The following is a 15,411-nucleotide window of genomic DNA, read 5'->3' as shown; positions in this document are numbered from 1 at the left end:
TTTTTCACACGAGACCTTCTCCATGACCCAGCAACTGCAACAAATCATCGACGCCGCGTGGGAAGACCGCGCCAACATCTCGCCCTCCGCCTCGTCGGCCGAAGTGCGCGACGCCGTCGAACACGTCATCACCGAACTGAACAACGGCAAGCTGCGCGTGGCAACCCGCGAAGGCGTGGGCCAGTGGACCGTGCACCAGTGGATCAAGAAGGCCGTGCTGCTGTCGTTCCGCCTGAAGGACAACGAGCAGATGCAGGCCGGCTCGCTCGGCTTCTACGACAAGGTGCCGACCAAGTTCTCGCACCTGTCGGCCAACGAGCTGAAGGAATCGGGCGTGCGCATCGTGCCGCCGGCCGTGGCCCGCCGCGGCAGCTTCATCGCCAAGGGCGCGATCCTGATGCCCTCGTACGTGAACATCGGCGCCTACGTGGGCGAAGGCACCATGGTCGACACCTGGGCCACCGTGGGTTCGTGCGCGCAGGTCGGCGCCAACGTGCACCTGTCGGGCGGCGTGGGCCTGGGCGGCGTGCTCGAGCCACTGCAGGCCAACCCGACCATCATCGAGGACAACTGCTTCATCGGCGCGCGTTCCGAAGTGGTCGAAGGCGTGATCGTCGAAGAGAACTCGGTGCTCGGCATGGGCGTGTACATCGGCCAGAGCACCCCGATCTTCAACCGCGACACCGGCGAAATCTCGTACGGCCGCGTGCCCAGCGGCAGCGTGGTCATCAGCGGCAACCTGCCCAAGAAGACCAAGTCGGGCCAGGACTACAGCACCTACGCCGCGATCATCGTGAAGACGGTCGACGCGCAGACGCGCTCCAAGACCAGCCTGAACGACCTGCTGCGCGACTGATCGACTCCTCACGGAGCGATCGCCTTTCCGCCTGAGAGAACAACAGCACCCGAGGAGAGAGACCGATGAACATGATGGAGCGAATTCTTCGCCTGATGGCCGAGCGCAGGGCCTCCGATATCTATCTGTCGGCCCACTCCCCGGTGCTGATCCGAATCAACGGCAACTGCGTGCCCGTCAACGCGCAGGTGCTGCCGCCCTCGGCGCCGCTGGCCCTTCTGGCCGAGGTGGCGCCCGCCGAGCGAATCCAGGAACTGGAGAGCACCGGCGAACTCAACATGGCGCTGGCCCTCGAAGGCACCGGCAACTACCGTATCAGCGCCATGCGCCAGCGCGGCTCCTATGCGGTGGTGGTGCGCTACATCAGCCACACCATTCCGCGCTTCGCCGACCTGAACCTGCCCGACATCCTGAAGACGCTCATCATGGAGCGGCGCGGGCTGATCCTGATGGTCGGCGCCACGGGCGCGGGCAAGACCACCACGCTGGCCTCGATGCTGGACTACCGCAACGAGAACGCCAGCGGCCACATCATCACGGTCGAAGAGCCGATCGAATTCACCTACACCAACAAGAAGTCGGTGGTGAACCAGCGCGACGTGGGCAGCGACACCGCCTCGCTGCAGACCGCGCTGAAGAACGCGCTGCGCCAGGCGCCCGACGTGATCCAGATCGGCGAAATCCGCGATCGCGACACCATGACGGCCGCCATTGCCTATGCGCAGTCGGGCCATCTGTGCGTGGCCACGCTGCACGCCAACAACAGCTACCGCGCGCTGAACCGCATCCTGGGCTTCTACCCCGTCGAGGTGCGCGCCACGCTGCTGGGCGACCTAGGCGGCGCGCTGCGCGCCGTGGTGTCGCAGCGCCTGCTGCGCACCCAGGCCGGCAGCCGCGTGCCCGCGGTCGAGGTCATGCTGAACACCGCCCTCGTGGCCGAGCTCATCGAAAAAGGCGACTTCTCCGGCGTCAAGGAAGCCATGGAGAAGTCGATGGCCGAAGGCTCTCAGACCTTCGAGGAAGACATCGCCCGCCTCATCACCGAAGAGCGCGTGACCCGCGAAGAAGGCCTGGCCCAGGCCGACTCGCCCACCAACCTGCTGTGGCGCCTGCAGAACCGCGCCGCGCCCAAGGCGGCGGCCGACGACCGCAGCCTGACCGACCAGGTCGACGAACCCACCTTCACGGACATCACGCTCGACGTCCGTTTCTAGTCCCACTCCTTCCGACATGTCCCGTACCCTCCAGCTCGCCGAACAACTCATCTCGCGTCCCTCGGTCACTCCCGACGACGCGGGCTGCCAGCAGATCCTCGGCGAGCGGCTGGCGCTACTGGGCTTCACGCTGGAGACCATCGAAAGCGGCCCCGCCGACTTCCGCGTGACCAACCTTTGGGCCGTGCGCCGCCCGGCCGATGCCGCCGCCACGACCAGGACGCTCGTGTTCGCCGGCCATACCGACGTGGTGCCGACCGGCCCCGTCGAGCAATGGACCAGCCACCCGTTCACGCCCACGCACCGCGACGGCAAGCTCTATGGCCGCGGCGCCTGCGACATGAAGACCTCGGTGGCCGCCTTCGTCACCTCGATCGAAGATTTTCTGCAGGCCGTGCCCGAGCCCCGCCTCACGCTGGCACTGCTGCTCACCAGCGATGAAGAAGGCCCCGGCGTCGACGGCACCGTGGTCGTCTGCAACACGCTGGCCGCGCGCGGCGAGGTCATCGACTACTGCATCGTCGGCGAACCCACCGCCGTGGAGCGCTGCGGCGACATGATCAAGAACGGCCGCCGCGGCACCATGAGCGGCAAGCTCACCGTCAAGGGCGTGCAGGGCCACATCGCCTATCCGCACCTGGCGAAGAACCCGGTGCATTCGGTCGCGCCCGCGCTGGCCGAACTGGTGGCCATCAACGCCGCCGGCGGCTGGGACGCCGCGAGCAACCCCTACTTCCAGCCGACCAGCTGGCAGATCAGCAATTTCCACTCCGGCACCGGCGCGAGCAACGTGATTCCGGGCAGCGCGGTGATCGACTTCAACTTCCGCTTCTCGACCGAGTCCACGCCCGAGTCGCTGCAGCAGCGCGTGCACGCCGTGCTCGACGCGCACCAGGTCGACTACACCCTGGCCTGGACCATCGGCGGCCTGCCCTTCCTGACCACGCCGGGCGAACTCGTCACCGCCGTGCAGGGAGCCATCCGCGACGAGACCGGCATCGAGACCGAGCTGTCGACCAGCGGCGGCACCAGCGACGCGCGCTTCATCGCCAAGATCTGCAGGCAGGTGGTCGAACTCGGCCCGGTGAACGCCAGCATCCACAAGATCGATGAGCACATCGACGTGGCCGAGATCGAGACGCTGAAGAACATCTACGTGCGCACGCTGAAGCAGCTCGATGCTGCGCTTGCCGCATGAGCACCGTCATCGAACTCATCGAATCGGGCGCGAAGCAGCTCGAGGCCGCCGGCGTGGCTTTCGGCCACGGCACCGCCAATGCCTTCGACGAAGCCGCCTGGCTGGTGCTGTGGCGCCTGAAGCTGCCGCTGGACGACATCGACGCCGTGGCCGACACCCCCGTGTCGCCCGCCGACGCCGGCAAGGTCGCCGCGCTGATCGACGAGCGCATTGCCAGCCGCAAGCCCGCCGCCTACCTCACGAAGGAAGCCTGGCTGCAGGGCGTGCCCTTCTACGTGGACGAGCGCGCCATCGTGCCGCGCAGCTTCATCGCCGAGCTGATTGCCGACGGCAGCATCGACTACTGGCTCGGCGAGCACACGAAGCGCGTGCTCGACCTGTGCACCGGCAACGGCAGCCTGGCCGTGCTCGCGGCGCTCACTTATCCGGACGTGACCGTGGACGCGGCAGACCTGTCGACCCCGGCGCTCGAAGTGGCGGCCATCAACGTCACCCGCCATGAGCTGGACGCGCGCGTCACGCTGATCGAATCGGACGGCCTGAAGAACCTGACCGGCCCCTACGACCTGGTGCTGTGCAACCCGCCCTACGTCAACAGCGCCAGCATGGCCGCCTTGCCCGCCGAATACCGCGCCGAGCCCGAGCTGGCCCTGGCCGGCGGCACCGACGGCATGGATTTCGTGCGCCGGCTGTTCGCCGACGCGCCATCGCGCATGAGCGAGCAGGCGGTGCTGGTGCTGGAAATCGGCAACGAGCGCGACTACTTCGAGGCGGCGTTTCCGCAGCTCGAGGTGGTGTGGCTCGAAACCTCCGCAGGCGAAGACCAGGTGCTGCTCGTGACCCGCGCGGCCCTGGCCTCGCTCACCGCGCCATGAGGGCCGGTGCCGGCGTGCGTTAGCGACGCTCGCCCACGCTCCCTTCAGCCGCTTTCTCGCAGCATCTGGCTGCGAATCCCCCTTTACCGGGCGATTCCCCCGCGCCTATTCCCCTTTTCGCCGAGCCGAAGGGGCCGGGCGGGATAATCGCCCCTACGGTTCTTTTTCATGATCACTCTCAAAAACGTCATTCTTCGCCGCAGCGCCAAGGTCCTGCTCGACGGCGCCACCGTCACCCTCAACCCCGGCGAAAAGGTCGGCCTGGTGGGTCGCAACGGCGCCGGCAAGTCGACCCTGTTCGCCCTGCTCAACGGCACGCTGCATGAAGACGGCGGCGACTTTTATGTGCCCAAGCAGTGGCGCATGGCCCAGGTGGCGCAGAACATGCCCGAGACGGACGAGTCGGCCACCGAGTTCGTGGTCGGCGGCGACACCCGCCTGACCGAGCTGCGCGAGGCGCTGGCCGCCATCGAGGCCGCCTACGCCGAGAACCCCGACGACGCCGACATCGGCATGCAGCTGGCCCACGCCTACACCGACCTGGCCGACGCCGGCGAGCACGACGCCGTGCCCCGCGCGCAGGCGCTCATCCTGGGCCTGGGCTTCAAGGCGCACGAGGTCGACGAGCCCGTCAACAGCTTCTCCGGCGGCTGGCGCATGCGCCTGCAGCTGGCACGCGCGCTGATGTGCCCGAGCGACCTGCTGCTGCTCGACGAACCGACCAACCACCTGGACCTGGACGCCCTCGTCTGGCTCGAAGCCTGGCTGCAGAAGTACGCCGGCACCATGATCGTCATCAGCCACGACCGCGAGTTCCTCGACGCCGTGACCGACGTCACCCTGCACATCGCCAACGCCCAGCTCACGCGCTACGGCGGCAACTACAGCAAGTTCGAGGACATGCGCGCGCTGCAGATGGAGCAGCAGCAGCAGGCCTTCACCAAGCAGCAGGACAAGATCGCCCACCTGCAGAAGTTCATCGACCGCTTCAAGGCCAAGGCCAGCAAGGCCAAGCAGGCGCAGAGCCGGGTCAAGGCACTGGAGCGCATGGAGCGCGTGGCGCCGCTCCTGGCCGAGGCCGACTTCACCTTCGAGTTCAAGGAGCCGGGCAGCATTCCTAACCCGATGCTGTCGATCTCCAATGCGAGCTTCGGCTACAAGAATCCGGAAGGCGGCGAGAACGAAGAACCCAAGACCATCCTGCGCGGCGTGAACCGCTCGGTGCTGGCGGGGCAGCGCATCGGCATCCTGGGCGCCAACGGCCAGGGCAAGTCGACGCTGGTGAAGACCATCGCGCGCGAGATGGGCGCGCTGGCCGGCCAGGTGACCGAAGGCAAGGGCCTGAACATCGGCTACTTCGCGCAGCAGGAACTCGACGTGCTGCGCCCGCAGGACACGCCGCTCGAGCACATGGTGCGCATGGCGCGCGAACTCGGCAGCAATGCCAAGGAAGCCACCGGCGAGCAGGCCCTGCGCGGCTTCCTGGGCAGCTTCAACTTCAGCGGCGACATGGTCAAGCAGCCCGTGGGCACCATGAGCGGCGGCGAAAAAGCCCGCCTCGTGCTCGCCATGATGGTGTGGCAGCGCCCCAACCTGCTGCTGCTGGACGAACCCACCAACCACCTGGACCTGGCCACCCGCGAGGCCCTGGCCGTGGCGCTGAACGAGTTCGAAGGCACGCTGATGCTGGTGAGCCACGACCGTGCGCTGCTGCGCTCGGTGTGCGACGAGTTCTGGCTGGTCGGCCGCGGCGTGGTCGGCGACTTCGACGGCGACCTGGACGACTACCAGCGCTACCTGCTCGACGAGGCCAAGCGCCTGCGTGAAGAAGCCAAGGTCGCCACGCGCGAGGCCGTCACGGCTGCAGCGGCCGCGGCAGCGCCGGTGGCCGCGCCCGCCGCGCCGCAGCAGCGCAAGCAGGACGCCCAGGAGCGCCAGCAGCGCAGCGACCAGGCCAAGCCGATCAAGCGCGAGATCGCCCAGATCGACGAGCGCCTGGCCGCGGCCGGCACCGAACGCACCGCGCTCGAGGCCCGCATGAGCCAGCCGCTGCCCTCCGCCGAGATTGCCGAAGCCGGCAAGCGGCTGAAGGCTCTGAACGACGAAATCGGCCGCCTCGAGGAGCGCTGGCTGGCCCTGTCGGACCAGCTGGAAGCGCTCGCGGCCTGACCCAACCCGGAACCTGAAAGGGGCACTGGATGCCGTCAGCCATCGAACTGGCCCGGGGCGACGAGAAACTCGTCGCCGCCGTGCACCGCGCGCGCCGCCTGATCGGCCGCAAGGCTCTCATGGCGGCCGCGGCCAGCGCCGTGCCACTGCCCGGCGTCGACTGGATGGCCGACGCGGCCCTGCTCTCGCGGCTGGTGCCGCAGATCAGCGCCGAGTTCGGCCTGTCGGTCACCCAGGTCGAACGGCTGGCGCCGCACCAGCGCGAGCGCATCCAGAAGGCGGCCACCACCGTGGGCGCCCTGCTGGTGGGCCGGCTGGTCACGCGCGACCTGCTGATCCGGCTGGCCAAGCATGCGGGCGTGCGCCTGACCGCCAAGCAGGCGACCAAATACGTGCCCATTGCCGGGCAGATCGTTTCGGCCGCCCTCGGCTACGCCGCGCTGCGCGCGCTCGGCGAGCAGCACATCAAGGACTGCGTGCGCGTCAGCGCCACGCTCGCCTTAGCGCCTCCCGAACCGCACGCGAGCGCCTGAGCGCATCGTCGTCCAGCAGCACCATCGCCGCCTGCAACGCACCGGCCAGGCCGAACACGCCCGCGCCGGCAAAGGCCGGCCTCGCGTCGCACAACCCATGGATCAGCGCTGCGGCCGACAGCAATGCCAGCAGCACGCACAACACGCGGTCGAGGCACAGCCCCGACGGCAGCCCGAGGCGGCGCATCGCCTCAATCGCCGGTGCGCTTGCGCGGCGTGTAGACCCGGGCCGGCTGCACGACCTGGCCCGTCATTTCCTGTTCGTAGACCAGCAGCAGCGCCAGGTAGTGGCGCGACATCACGTCGCGCACCCGCCCGAGGCCGATCTTGCTGACCGTCGGCTGCGGGATTCCGGTCCGCGCCTCGATCTGTTTCTGCGTGAGCCCCAAGGCTCTCAGCGCCTGTACCAACTCGCGTGGTTTCATGGCAATGCCCTCCCTGTTTTTCATATTGTAGAGTCCATGACGAATATTCATCTGCGCTTAAATCCCGGCGCATGGAGAGCATCGCCAGCCGCGCACTCGCTGCGCGCAAATTCGCCAAGATGACGCAGAAGCAGGCGGAAGCCGTTTCGGGCGTCAAGCAATCGAGCATTTCGAAGATCGAGCGTGGCGACACCAGCCGTTCGATGAGCGTGCTCGCGCTGGCGCGCGCCTACCGCGCCGACCCCAACTGGCTCGACACCGGCGACGGTCCCGCGCCCTGGGACGAAGACCAGGTCCGCCCCGCCCGCGACCGCGCAGACGAGCCGCCCGGCCCCTACCGCGTGACCCGCACGCCGCCCGCCGGCCCTTCGTACAACCCGCGCACGCCGCAGACCGTGCCGCTCATCCAGTGGTCAGACACCGTTCGCTGGGAGAGCCGCGAAGTGTCCGACCAGCCCCGGGCCGAGCGGTGGATTCCGTGCATTGCCCACCACAGCCTCGAGAGCTATGCGCTGCGCATGCGCGGCGACAGCATGACCGCGACCAGCGGCCACCTCAAGAGCTACCCCGCCGAGTCGATCATCTTCGTCGACACGCAGCGCAAGACGCCGGCCGACGGCCAGCGCGTCATCGCCAAGCTGGAGGACAGCGGCGAAGTCACCTGCAAGGTCTACAAGGAAGAAGACGGCCGCCGCTGGCTGCTGCCGCTGAACCCGAAGCACGAACCCATACGCACCGCGTTCACCGTGCTGGGCACCGTCATCGGCAAGTGGGAAGACGAAGACTGACTGCCCGACCGACCCAGCGAGCGCAGGGCGGGCAAAAAAAAGCCCGCACGAAGGCGGGCTTCAAGGTGACCTGCTGGAGGAGGGAGGATCAGAGGAATGCAGGCCACAGGGAGAAACTTGAATATCGCTTCCGAACCTGCTTGCAACCTGACCTCGATCGACGCTAATTCCTGGCTAATTCTTCTCCCGATGCACCTTATTTGGGCAGAAGCACCTTGTTGACCACGTGGATCACGCCGTTCGACTGGTAGACGTTGGGGATCGTCACCGTGGCGGTACCGCCCTTTTCGTCGGTGATCATGATCTTGCCGCCCTTTTCCTTGGCCACGAGCACGCCGCCGGCCACGGTCTTCAGTTCGGCCGAGCCCTTGCCGGCCTTGATTTCCTTCTTCAGCTCAGCCGCGTCGAGCTTGCCGGACACCACGTGGTAGGTCAGCACGCCGGTCAGCGCGTCCTTGTTCTCGGGCTTGAGCAGGTTGTCGACGGTGCCGGCCGGCAGCGCGGCGAAGGCTTCATTGGTGGGCGCGAACACGGTGAACGGACCCGGGCCCTTGAGCGTGTCGACCAGGCCCGCTGCCTTGACCGCGGCCACCAGCGTGGTGTGGTCCTTGGAGTTGACTGCATTGTCGATGATGTCCTTGGTCGGCAGCATCGGTGCACCGCCCACCATGACCGAAGCCGCGAGGGCCGAAACGGCACCGGCGGACATGGCGATGGCGAGGGTGACGGCTGCGAGACGATGAAGTTTGCGTTGCATGGAAATGCTCCAGGTTGTTGAATGGACCCCCGTGAAAATCGCGGCGGCTGCGATCAATACGGCGCCCCGTGCGGAACAGATTCGACCGGCCGGATAAAAACGCCGGCGGCACGCGCCCGCACTTGACACCGCCTCGACGCATTTCGCGCCGTGTAATACCAATTTCGTCGCGCCGGCCTCGCGGCGTGAAGCAATTGCTGCGAGATTCACGAAAGAGTCAGGTCTCCCGGCGTTTCCGGGTGTACAACCGCTGCCCCATGCCCATTCAAGAAAACAAAGCGTCGGAGGATCACCCCATCGAGCCGCGCGCGGTTGCCGCGCGCCGACTCGCCAGGTGGCCCGTTCAAGGTGCCGTGCTCGGCACCGCCCTGCTGCTGAGCGCCTGCGCGGTCGGCCCGGACTTCAAGACCCCGGAGCTGCCCGCCGCCGCCCAGGCGCCTGACTACACCCCCGCGCCCATGCCTTCGCGCACCGTCCAGGCCGAAGGGCCGGCCGGGCAGGCGCAGGAGCTGGTCGCCGGCCGCGACATTCCCGCCCAGTGGTGGGACGTGTTCCGCTCGGAGCCGCTGGACCAACTGATCCGCGCCTCGCTGGCACAGAGCCCCACGCTCGCGTCGGCCCAGGCCGCGCTGCGGCAGGCCGAAGCCACCTACGAGGCCAAGACCGGCAACCTGTGGCCGCAGGTCTCGGCCCAGCTCGGCGTGCAGCGCGAACGCGCTTCCGAAATCAGCACCCAGGTGCCCGGCGGCCAGTTGCTCACGCTGTACAACGCCAGCGTCAACGTCTCCTACAACCTCGACGTGTTCGGCGGCACGCGCCGCCAGATCGAGGGCGCGCAGGCCGCCGTCGACACGCAGCGCTACCAGGTCGAGGCGGTGTACCTCACGCTCACCTCCAACCTGGTGACCACCGCCATCCGCGAAGCCTCGCTGCGCGCGCAGCTGCAGGCCACGCGCGAAGTGCTGCAGGCGCAGACCGAGCAGCTCAACGTGATCGAAAAGCAGTTCGACACCGGGGCGATCCCCAAGTCGATCGTGCTGCAGCAGCGCACACAGGTGGCGCAGACCCAGGCCACCCTGCCGCCCATCGAGAAGGCACTGGCGCAAACCCGCCACCAGCTCGCGGTGTTCGCGGGCCGGCTGCCGTCCGAGGCCGGCCTGCCGGAGTTCGACCTCGCCAGCCTCTCGCTGCCCCAGGCACTGCCGCTGTCGCTGCCCTCCGAACTCGCGCGCCAGCGACCCGACGTGCGCGCCAGCGAAGCGCAGCTGCACCAGGCCAGCGCCGCTGTCGGCGTGGCCACGGCCAACCTTTATCCGCAGATCCAGCTGAGCGCCAGCTACGGCAACAACGCGCTGCGCGCACGCGACCTGTTCACCGGTCCGACCACGCTGTGGAACATCGGCGCCGGGCTCACGCAGCCGATCTTCAACGGCGGCGCCTTGCGGGCGCAGCAACGCGCCGCGGTGGCGGCCTACGACTCGGCGGCGGCGCAATACCGCAACACCGTGCTCGGCGCCTTCCAGAACGTGGCCGACGCACTGCGCGCACTGGAGCTCGACGCCATCGCGCTGCAGAACCAGGCCGCGGCCGAATCGCTGGCCAGGCAGTCGCTCGACCTGTCGACCGCGCAGTTCCGCGCCGGCGCCGTGAGCTACGTCACCCTGCTCACCGCGCAGCAGGCCTGGCTGCAGACGCACACCGCGCTGGTGCAGGCGCAGGCCGCGCGCTATGCCGACACCGCCGCGCTCTTCCAGGCGCTGGGCGGCGGCTGGTGGAACCGCGCCGAGCTGGCCAACGCGACGCTCTCGCCGACCGTGCCGTCCGCGCCCGCGGCAGCCACGACCACCGCGGCTCCGGTCCGCAACTGACCCCATCGACCCCGCGGCGGCACTCCACTCCCCTGCCGCCGCGCCCCAACCCCTCATCCATAACTCGAAGAGAAGCCTACCCATGACCCGGAGAATGATCATCATGATCGGCTGCGTGCTGCTGCTGGTCGCCGCGCTGGCGCTCGGCAAGTTCCTGCAGATCCGCGCGCTGATTGCGGCCGTGCCCAAGCCGGGTCCGCAGACCGTGTCGACCGTCGAAGTGCAGAAGCTGCAGTGGCAGTCGCAGTTCACCGCCGTCGGCACGCTCAACCCGGTGCGCGGCGCCGACCTGAGCACCGAAGTCGCCGGCCTGGTGCGCAACGTGCACTTCAAGTCCGGCCAGGACGTGAAGGCCGGCGCCCTGCTGGTCGAGCTCAACGCCGACTCCGACATCGCCCTGCTGCACTCCGCCGAAGCCGCCGCCGCGCAGGCCGCCACCGTGCTCAAGCGCGACCAGGCGCAGCTCGCGGTGCAGGCCGTGAGCCAGGCGCAGATCGACGCCGACGTCAACGACCTGAAGGCCAAGCGCGCCCAGGTCGAGCAGCAGGCCGCCGTGGTGGCCAAGAAGTCGATCCGCGCACCCTTCGCGGGCCGGCTGGGCATCACCGCCCTCAACCCGGGCCAGTACGTGAACGCCGGCGACAAGCTGGTCACGCTGCAGACGCTGGACCCGATCTACGTCGACTTCACGCTGCCCCAGCAGCAGCTCGCCGGGCTGGCGGTCGGCCAGGTGGTGAACCTCACGGTCGACACCTTCCCGGGCCAGAGCTTCAGCGGCAAGATCAACGCCATCAGCCCCAAGGTCGACGCCGCCACGCGCAACGTGCAGGTCGAGGCCACCATCTCCAATCCCAAGCAGGTGCTGCTGCCGGGCATGTTCGCGAACGTGAAGATCGACATCGGCGGCTCGCAGGAACGCCTGACGCTGCCCTCCACCGCCGTGACCTACAACCCCTACGGTTCGACCGTGTACGTGGTGAAGCAGGCCGAGCCGCCCAAGGCGGGTGCCCCCGGTACGCCGGGCACGCCGGCACCGGCGCCCGCCACGGATGCCTCCGGCAAGCCGCAACTCGTGGCGCAGCAGGTCTTCGTGGAAACCGGCCCGACACGCGGCGACCAGATCTCCATCGTCAAGGGCCTGGAAGCCGGCCAGGTGGTGGTGAGCAGCGGCCAGAACAAGCTGAAGAACGGCACGCCTGTCACCGTGGACAACAGCGTCAAGCCCACCAACGACCCGGCGCCGACGCCGCAGGAAAAGTGAGGCCCCGCGCATGAACTTCACCGACATCTTCATCCGCCGGCCAGTGCTGGCGATGGTGGTGAGCCTGCTGATCGTGGTGCTGGGGCTGCGTGCGCTGGCGGGCCTGCCCGTCAACCAGTACCCCAAGACCGAGAACGGCGTGGTCACCATCACCACCGCCTACTACGGCGCAGACGCGGCCACGGTCGCGGGCTTCATCACGCAGCCGCTCGAAGCCGCCGTGTCGCAGGCGCAGGGCATCGACTACCTGTCGTCCTCCAGCAGCCTGGGCGTGTCGACCATCACCGCCACGCTGCGGCTGAACTACGACTCGAACCGCGCGCTGACCGAGATCAACACGCAGGTCAACTCCGTGCGCAACCAGCTGCCGCCGCAGGCGCAGCAGCCGGTGCTCACGGTGGCCACGGGCCAGACGACCGATGCGATGTACATCGGCTTCTACAGCGACACGCTGCCCAACAACAACGTGACCGACTTCCTGGTGCGCGTGGTGCAGCCCAAGCTGAACGCCATTCCCGGTGTGCAGACCGCTGAAATCCTGGGCGCGCGCACCTTCGCGCTGCGCGCCTGGCTCGATGCCCAGAAAATGGCCGCCTTCGGCGTGACCGCCACTGACGTGAGCGCGGCGCTGGCCGCCAACAACTACCTGGCCGCCGTCGGGCAGAGCAAGGGCCAGATGGTGAGCGTGCCACTCACGGCCGGCACTTCGCTGCACAGCGTGGACGAGTTCAAGCAGCTGTCCATCAAGAGCAGCAACGGCGCCATCGTGCGGCTGCAGGACGTGGCCAACGTGACGCTGGGTTCGGAGAACTACGACTTCAACGTCGCGTTCAACGGCGTGCGCTCGGTGTTCATCGGCATCAAGGTCGCGCCCGAGGCCAACATCCTGGACGTGGCCAAGCAGGTGCGCACGACCTTCCCCGACCTGCAGTCGCAGCTGCCGAGCGGTCTGACCGGCAAGATCGTGTATGACTCGACCGACTTCATCAACACCTCCATCAGCGAAGTGATCAAGACGCTGGTCGAGGCGCTGGTGATCGTGACGGTGGTGATCTACCTGTTCCTGGGCAGCTTCCGCGCCGTGGTGGTGCCGGTGATTGCCATGCCGCTGTCGCTCATCGGCACCTTCTTCATCATGCTGGTGCTGGGCTACTCCATCAATTTGCTCACGCTGCTGGCGCTGGTGCTGGCGATCGGGCTGGTGGTGGACGACGCGATCATCGTGGTGGAGAACGTCGACCGGCACATGCGCGAGGGCAAATCGCCCATGCAGGCCTCGCTGCTCGCGGCGCGCGAGCTGGGCGGGCCCATCCTGGCCATGACGGTGGTGCTGGTGGCGGTGTACGTGCCCATCGGCTTCCAGGGCGGCCTCACCGGGTCGCTGTTCACCGAATTCGCGTTCACGCTCGCGGGCTCGGTGGTGGTGTCGGGCATCGTGGCGCTCACGCTGTCGCCGATGATGTGCTCGCGCTTCTTCAAGCCCGAGCAGGACACCGGCAAGTTCGCGACCTTCATCGAGCACACCTTCGAGCGCGTGCACCGCCGCTACCAGCTCATCCTGCGCAGCGTGCTCAAGACCTGGCCGGTGATGATCGTCATGGGCGTGATCCTGGTGGCGCTGCTGTTCGTGATGTTCAAGATGTCGAAGTCGGAGCTCGCGCCCGAGGAAGACCAGGGCATCGTGCTGTCGCAGGTGGTGGGCGCGCCCACGGCCACCATCAACCAGATACAGACGTACGCCGACCAGATCTTCCAGATCGCGCACGACACGCCTGAATACGCGCAGCTGTTCCAGCTCACCGGCGTGCCCAGCACCAACGCGGGCATTGCGGGCGTGCTGCTCAAGCCCTGGGACCAGCGCACGCGCAGCGCGCACGACATCCAGACCGACCTGCAGAAGCGCTGGAACGGCATTGCCGGCGCCAAGGTGGTGGCCTTCCAGTTCCCGGCGCTGCCGGGCGCCTCGGGCCTGCCGGTGCAGTTCGTCATCAAGACGACCGAGCCGTTCGAGAACCTGAACACCCTCGCGCAGCAGGTCATGGACAAGGCGCGCGCCGACGGCAAGTTCTACTACATCGACGCCGACCTGAAGATCGACCTGCCGCAGGCCACCGTGGTGGTCGACCGCGACAAGATCGCCACGCTGGGCATCACCCAGCAGGACGTGGGCAATGCCATGGGCGCGGCGCTGGGCGGCGGTTATGTCAACTACTTCTCGATCGCCGGGCGCTCGTACAAGGTGATTCCGCAGGTGCAGCAGGTCGACCGGCTCAACCCGTCGGACGTGCTGAACTTCTACATCAAGACGCCCAACGGCGTGGTGCCCGCGAGCACGGTGGCAAGCCTGAAGTACAGCGTGCAGCCGGAAACGGTCAACCACTTCCAGCAGCTCAACTCGGTGACCATCCAGGGCGTGCCCAGCGGCACGCAGGGCGAGACGCTGGAGTACCTGCGCGGCGTGGTGCAGCAGCTGGCGCCCAGCGGCTACTCGGTCGACTACTCGGGCCAGTCGCGCCAGTTCGTGCAGGAGTCGGGCAACTTCGCCATCACCTTCGTGTTCGCGCTGATCATCGTGTTCCTGGCGCTGTCGGCGCAGTTCGAGAGCTTCCGCGACCCGGTGGTGATCCTGGTGTCGGTGCCGCTCGCGCTCTTCGGCGCCATGATCTTCATCTTCTGGGGCTTCGCCTCGATGAACATCTACACGCAGGTGGGCCTGGTGACGCTGATGGGCCTGATCAGCAAGCACGGCATCCTGATCGTCGAAGTGGCCAACCGGCTGCAGAAGCAGGGCCTGAGCAAGCTCGACGCCATCGTCGAGGCCGCCGGCACCCGGCTGCGCCCGATCCTGATGACGACGGCGGCCATGGTGTTCGGCGTGCTGCCGCTGGTGATTGCCTCGGGCGCGGGCGCCGCCGGCCGCAAGGCGATGGGCATCGTGATCTTCAGCGGCCTGTCGATCGGCACGCTGTTCACGCTGTTCGTGGTGCCTGCGATGTACCTGGCCATCGCGGCGCGGCACAAGAAGGAAGAAGCGGAAGAAGAAGGCACTGCCACGGGTACGCCGGCACTGCCGGGCAGCGTGGCACCGGAAGCCTGAGCGTTGCGCTCACCCATTCATCCGGCATGAAAAAGCCCGCGGTCGAGAAGACCGCGGGCTTTTTCAATTGCTCAATCGCAGCGGTAGACGACCTCTCCGGTCGTGACACCCTTCGCCGGGGTTTCCCCGCCTTGATTGGCCAGGAAGCGCATCGGCGCGCCGAAGTTGCGGCAGTAGTTCTCGGCATCCTGCGCGGTCGGCGACTTGAAGACGCCGTTGCCGAGCGGGGTGTAGCGAGGCGCCGTGCGGGTGACGCACCCGGCAGCCAATGCCGCGGCCAGGACGAGGACGGAAGGAGAAATGAAGGAGCGCATCGGAAGGGGCCGTGGCCGCGCGAGACGGCCTGAGATGAGGAACGGGCGACTGTAGC

General features: G+C 67.6%; 14 protein-coding genes. 10 read left to right on the top strand and 4 right to left on the bottom strand.

The window, feature by feature from the left end; genetic code table 11:
- The first annotated feature begins 22 nt into the window (after nucleotides 1-22).
- The 6 genes from dapD (at nucleotide 23) to L3V85_RS17665 (ending at nucleotide 6,845) form a co-directional block, all read left to right on the top strand.
- A complete protein-coding gene (dapD, locus tag L3V85_RS17690; protein WP_237680336.1) occupies nucleotides 23-856 on the top strand; it encodes a 2,3,4,5-tetrahydropyridine-2,6-dicarboxylate N-succinyltransferase in 834 nt (277 codons plus the stop codon).
- Nucleotides 857-921: 65 nt separating this feature from the next.
- The gene (locus tag L3V85_RS17685) at nucleotides 922-2,070 is read left to right on the top strand and encodes a PilT/PilU family type 4a pilus ATPase (RefSeq protein ID WP_237680335.1); all 1,149 of its coding nucleotides are present in this window, start codon (nucleotides 922-924) and stop codon (nucleotides 2,068-2,070) included.
- A gap of 16 nt (nucleotides 2,071-2,086) precedes the next feature.
- A complete protein-coding gene (gene dapE, locus L3V85_RS17680) occupies nucleotides 2,087-3,268 on the top strand; it encodes a succinyl-diaminopimelate desuccinylase (RefSeq protein ID WP_237680334.1) in 1,182 nt (393 codons plus the stop codon).
- Nucleotides 3,265-4,143 carry a 50S ribosomal protein L3 N(5)-glutamine methyltransferase gene (gene prmB, locus L3V85_RS17675; RefSeq protein ID WP_237680333.1) on the top strand — a complete coding sequence of 293 codons (879 nt, stop codon included), beginning with the start codon at nucleotides 3,265-3,267 and terminating at the stop codon, nucleotides 4,141-4,143. Before dapE ends, prmB begins: the two co-directional genes overlap by 4 nt.
- Before the next feature lie 168 nt (nucleotides 4,144-4,311).
- On the top strand, nucleotides 4,312-6,312 hold the full coding sequence (locus L3V85_RS17670) for an ABC-F family ATP-binding cassette domain-containing protein (RefSeq protein WP_237680332.1): 2,001 nt from the start codon (nucleotides 4,312-4,314) through the stop codon (nucleotides 6,310-6,312).
- A gap of 29 nt (nucleotides 6,313-6,341) precedes the next feature.
- Complete coding sequence (locus L3V85_RS17665) at nucleotides 6,342-6,845, top strand: hypothetical protein (protein ID WP_237680331.1); 504 nt, start codon at nucleotides 6,342-6,344, stop codon at nucleotides 6,843-6,845.
- On the opposite strand, the gene L3V85_RS17660 is transcribed toward L3V85_RS17665, so the two are convergent.
- Both L3V85_RS17660 and L3V85_RS17655 read right to left on the bottom strand, forming a co-directional pair.
- Nucleotides 6,796-7,032 (bottom strand): hypothetical protein, encoded by a 237-nt coding sequence (locus tag L3V85_RS17660; RefSeq protein WP_237680330.1) that lies wholly within the window; start codon nucleotides 7,030-7,032, stop codon nucleotides 6,796-6,798. The genes L3V85_RS17665 and L3V85_RS17660 overlap by 50 nt on opposite strands.
- A gap of 4 nt (nucleotides 7,033-7,036) precedes the next feature.
- Nucleotides 7,037-7,270: a helix-turn-helix domain-containing protein gene (locus L3V85_RS17655; protein ID WP_237680329.1), complete on the bottom strand. Its 234-nt coding sequence runs from the start codon at nucleotides 7,268-7,270 to the stop codon at nucleotides 7,037-7,039.
- 71 nt (nucleotides 7,271-7,341) lie between these two features.
- Here L3V85_RS17655 and L3V85_RS17650 point away from each other — a divergent pair, with 71 nt between their 5' ends.
- Complete coding sequence (locus L3V85_RS17650) at nucleotides 7,342-8,058, top strand: helix-turn-helix domain-containing protein (protein WP_237680328.1); 717 nt, start codon at nucleotides 7,342-7,344, stop codon at nucleotides 8,056-8,058.
- Between the two features lie 196 nt (nucleotides 8,059-8,254).
- Here the strand turns inward: L3V85_RS17650 and L3V85_RS17645 are convergent, their stop codons facing one another.
- A complete protein-coding gene (locus tag L3V85_RS17645; RefSeq protein WP_237680327.1) occupies nucleotides 8,255-8,815 on the bottom strand; it encodes a fasciclin domain-containing protein in 561 nt (186 codons plus the stop codon).
- Nucleotides 8,816-9,072: 257 nt separating this feature from the next.
- Between L3V85_RS17645 and L3V85_RS17640 the strand changes: the two genes are divergently transcribed.
- The 3 genes from L3V85_RS17640 to L3V85_RS17630 all read left to right on the top strand — a co-directional run bounded on the left by L3V85_RS17640 (nucleotide 9,073) and on the right by L3V85_RS17630 (nucleotide 15,041).
- Nucleotides 9,073-10,683: an efflux transporter outer membrane subunit gene (locus L3V85_RS17640; protein ID WP_237680326.1), complete on the top strand. Its 1,611-nt coding sequence runs from the start codon at nucleotides 9,073-9,075 to the stop codon at nucleotides 10,681-10,683.
- 82 nt (nucleotides 10,684-10,765) lie between these two features.
- The gene (locus L3V85_RS17635; protein WP_237680325.1) at nucleotides 10,766-11,944 is read left to right on the top strand and encodes an efflux RND transporter periplasmic adaptor subunit; all 1,179 of its coding nucleotides are present in this window, start codon (nucleotides 10,766-10,768) and stop codon (nucleotides 11,942-11,944) included.
- A 10-nt stretch (nucleotides 11,945-11,954) separates the two neighbouring features.
- On the top strand, nucleotides 11,955-15,041 hold the full coding sequence (locus L3V85_RS17630; protein ID WP_237680324.1) for an efflux RND transporter permease subunit: 3,087 nt from the start codon (nucleotides 11,955-11,957) through the stop codon (nucleotides 15,039-15,041).
- Nucleotides 15,042-15,112: 71 nt separating this feature from the next.
- On the opposite strand, the gene L3V85_RS17625 is transcribed toward L3V85_RS17630, so the two are convergent.
- On the bottom strand, nucleotides 15,113-15,355 hold the full coding sequence (locus L3V85_RS17625; RefSeq protein ID WP_237680323.1) for a hypothetical protein: 243 nt from the start codon (nucleotides 15,353-15,355) through the stop codon (nucleotides 15,113-15,115).
- Nucleotides 15,356-15,411: the final 56 nt, after the last annotated feature.

The organism is Variovorax paradoxus (assembly GCF_022009635.1).
Lineage (GTDB): Bacteria > Pseudomonadota > Gammaproteobacteria > Burkholderiales > Burkholderiaceae_C > Variovorax.
Note: the sequence above shows the minus strand (reverse complement) of the source record. Positions and strands in the feature narration are given on the sequence as shown.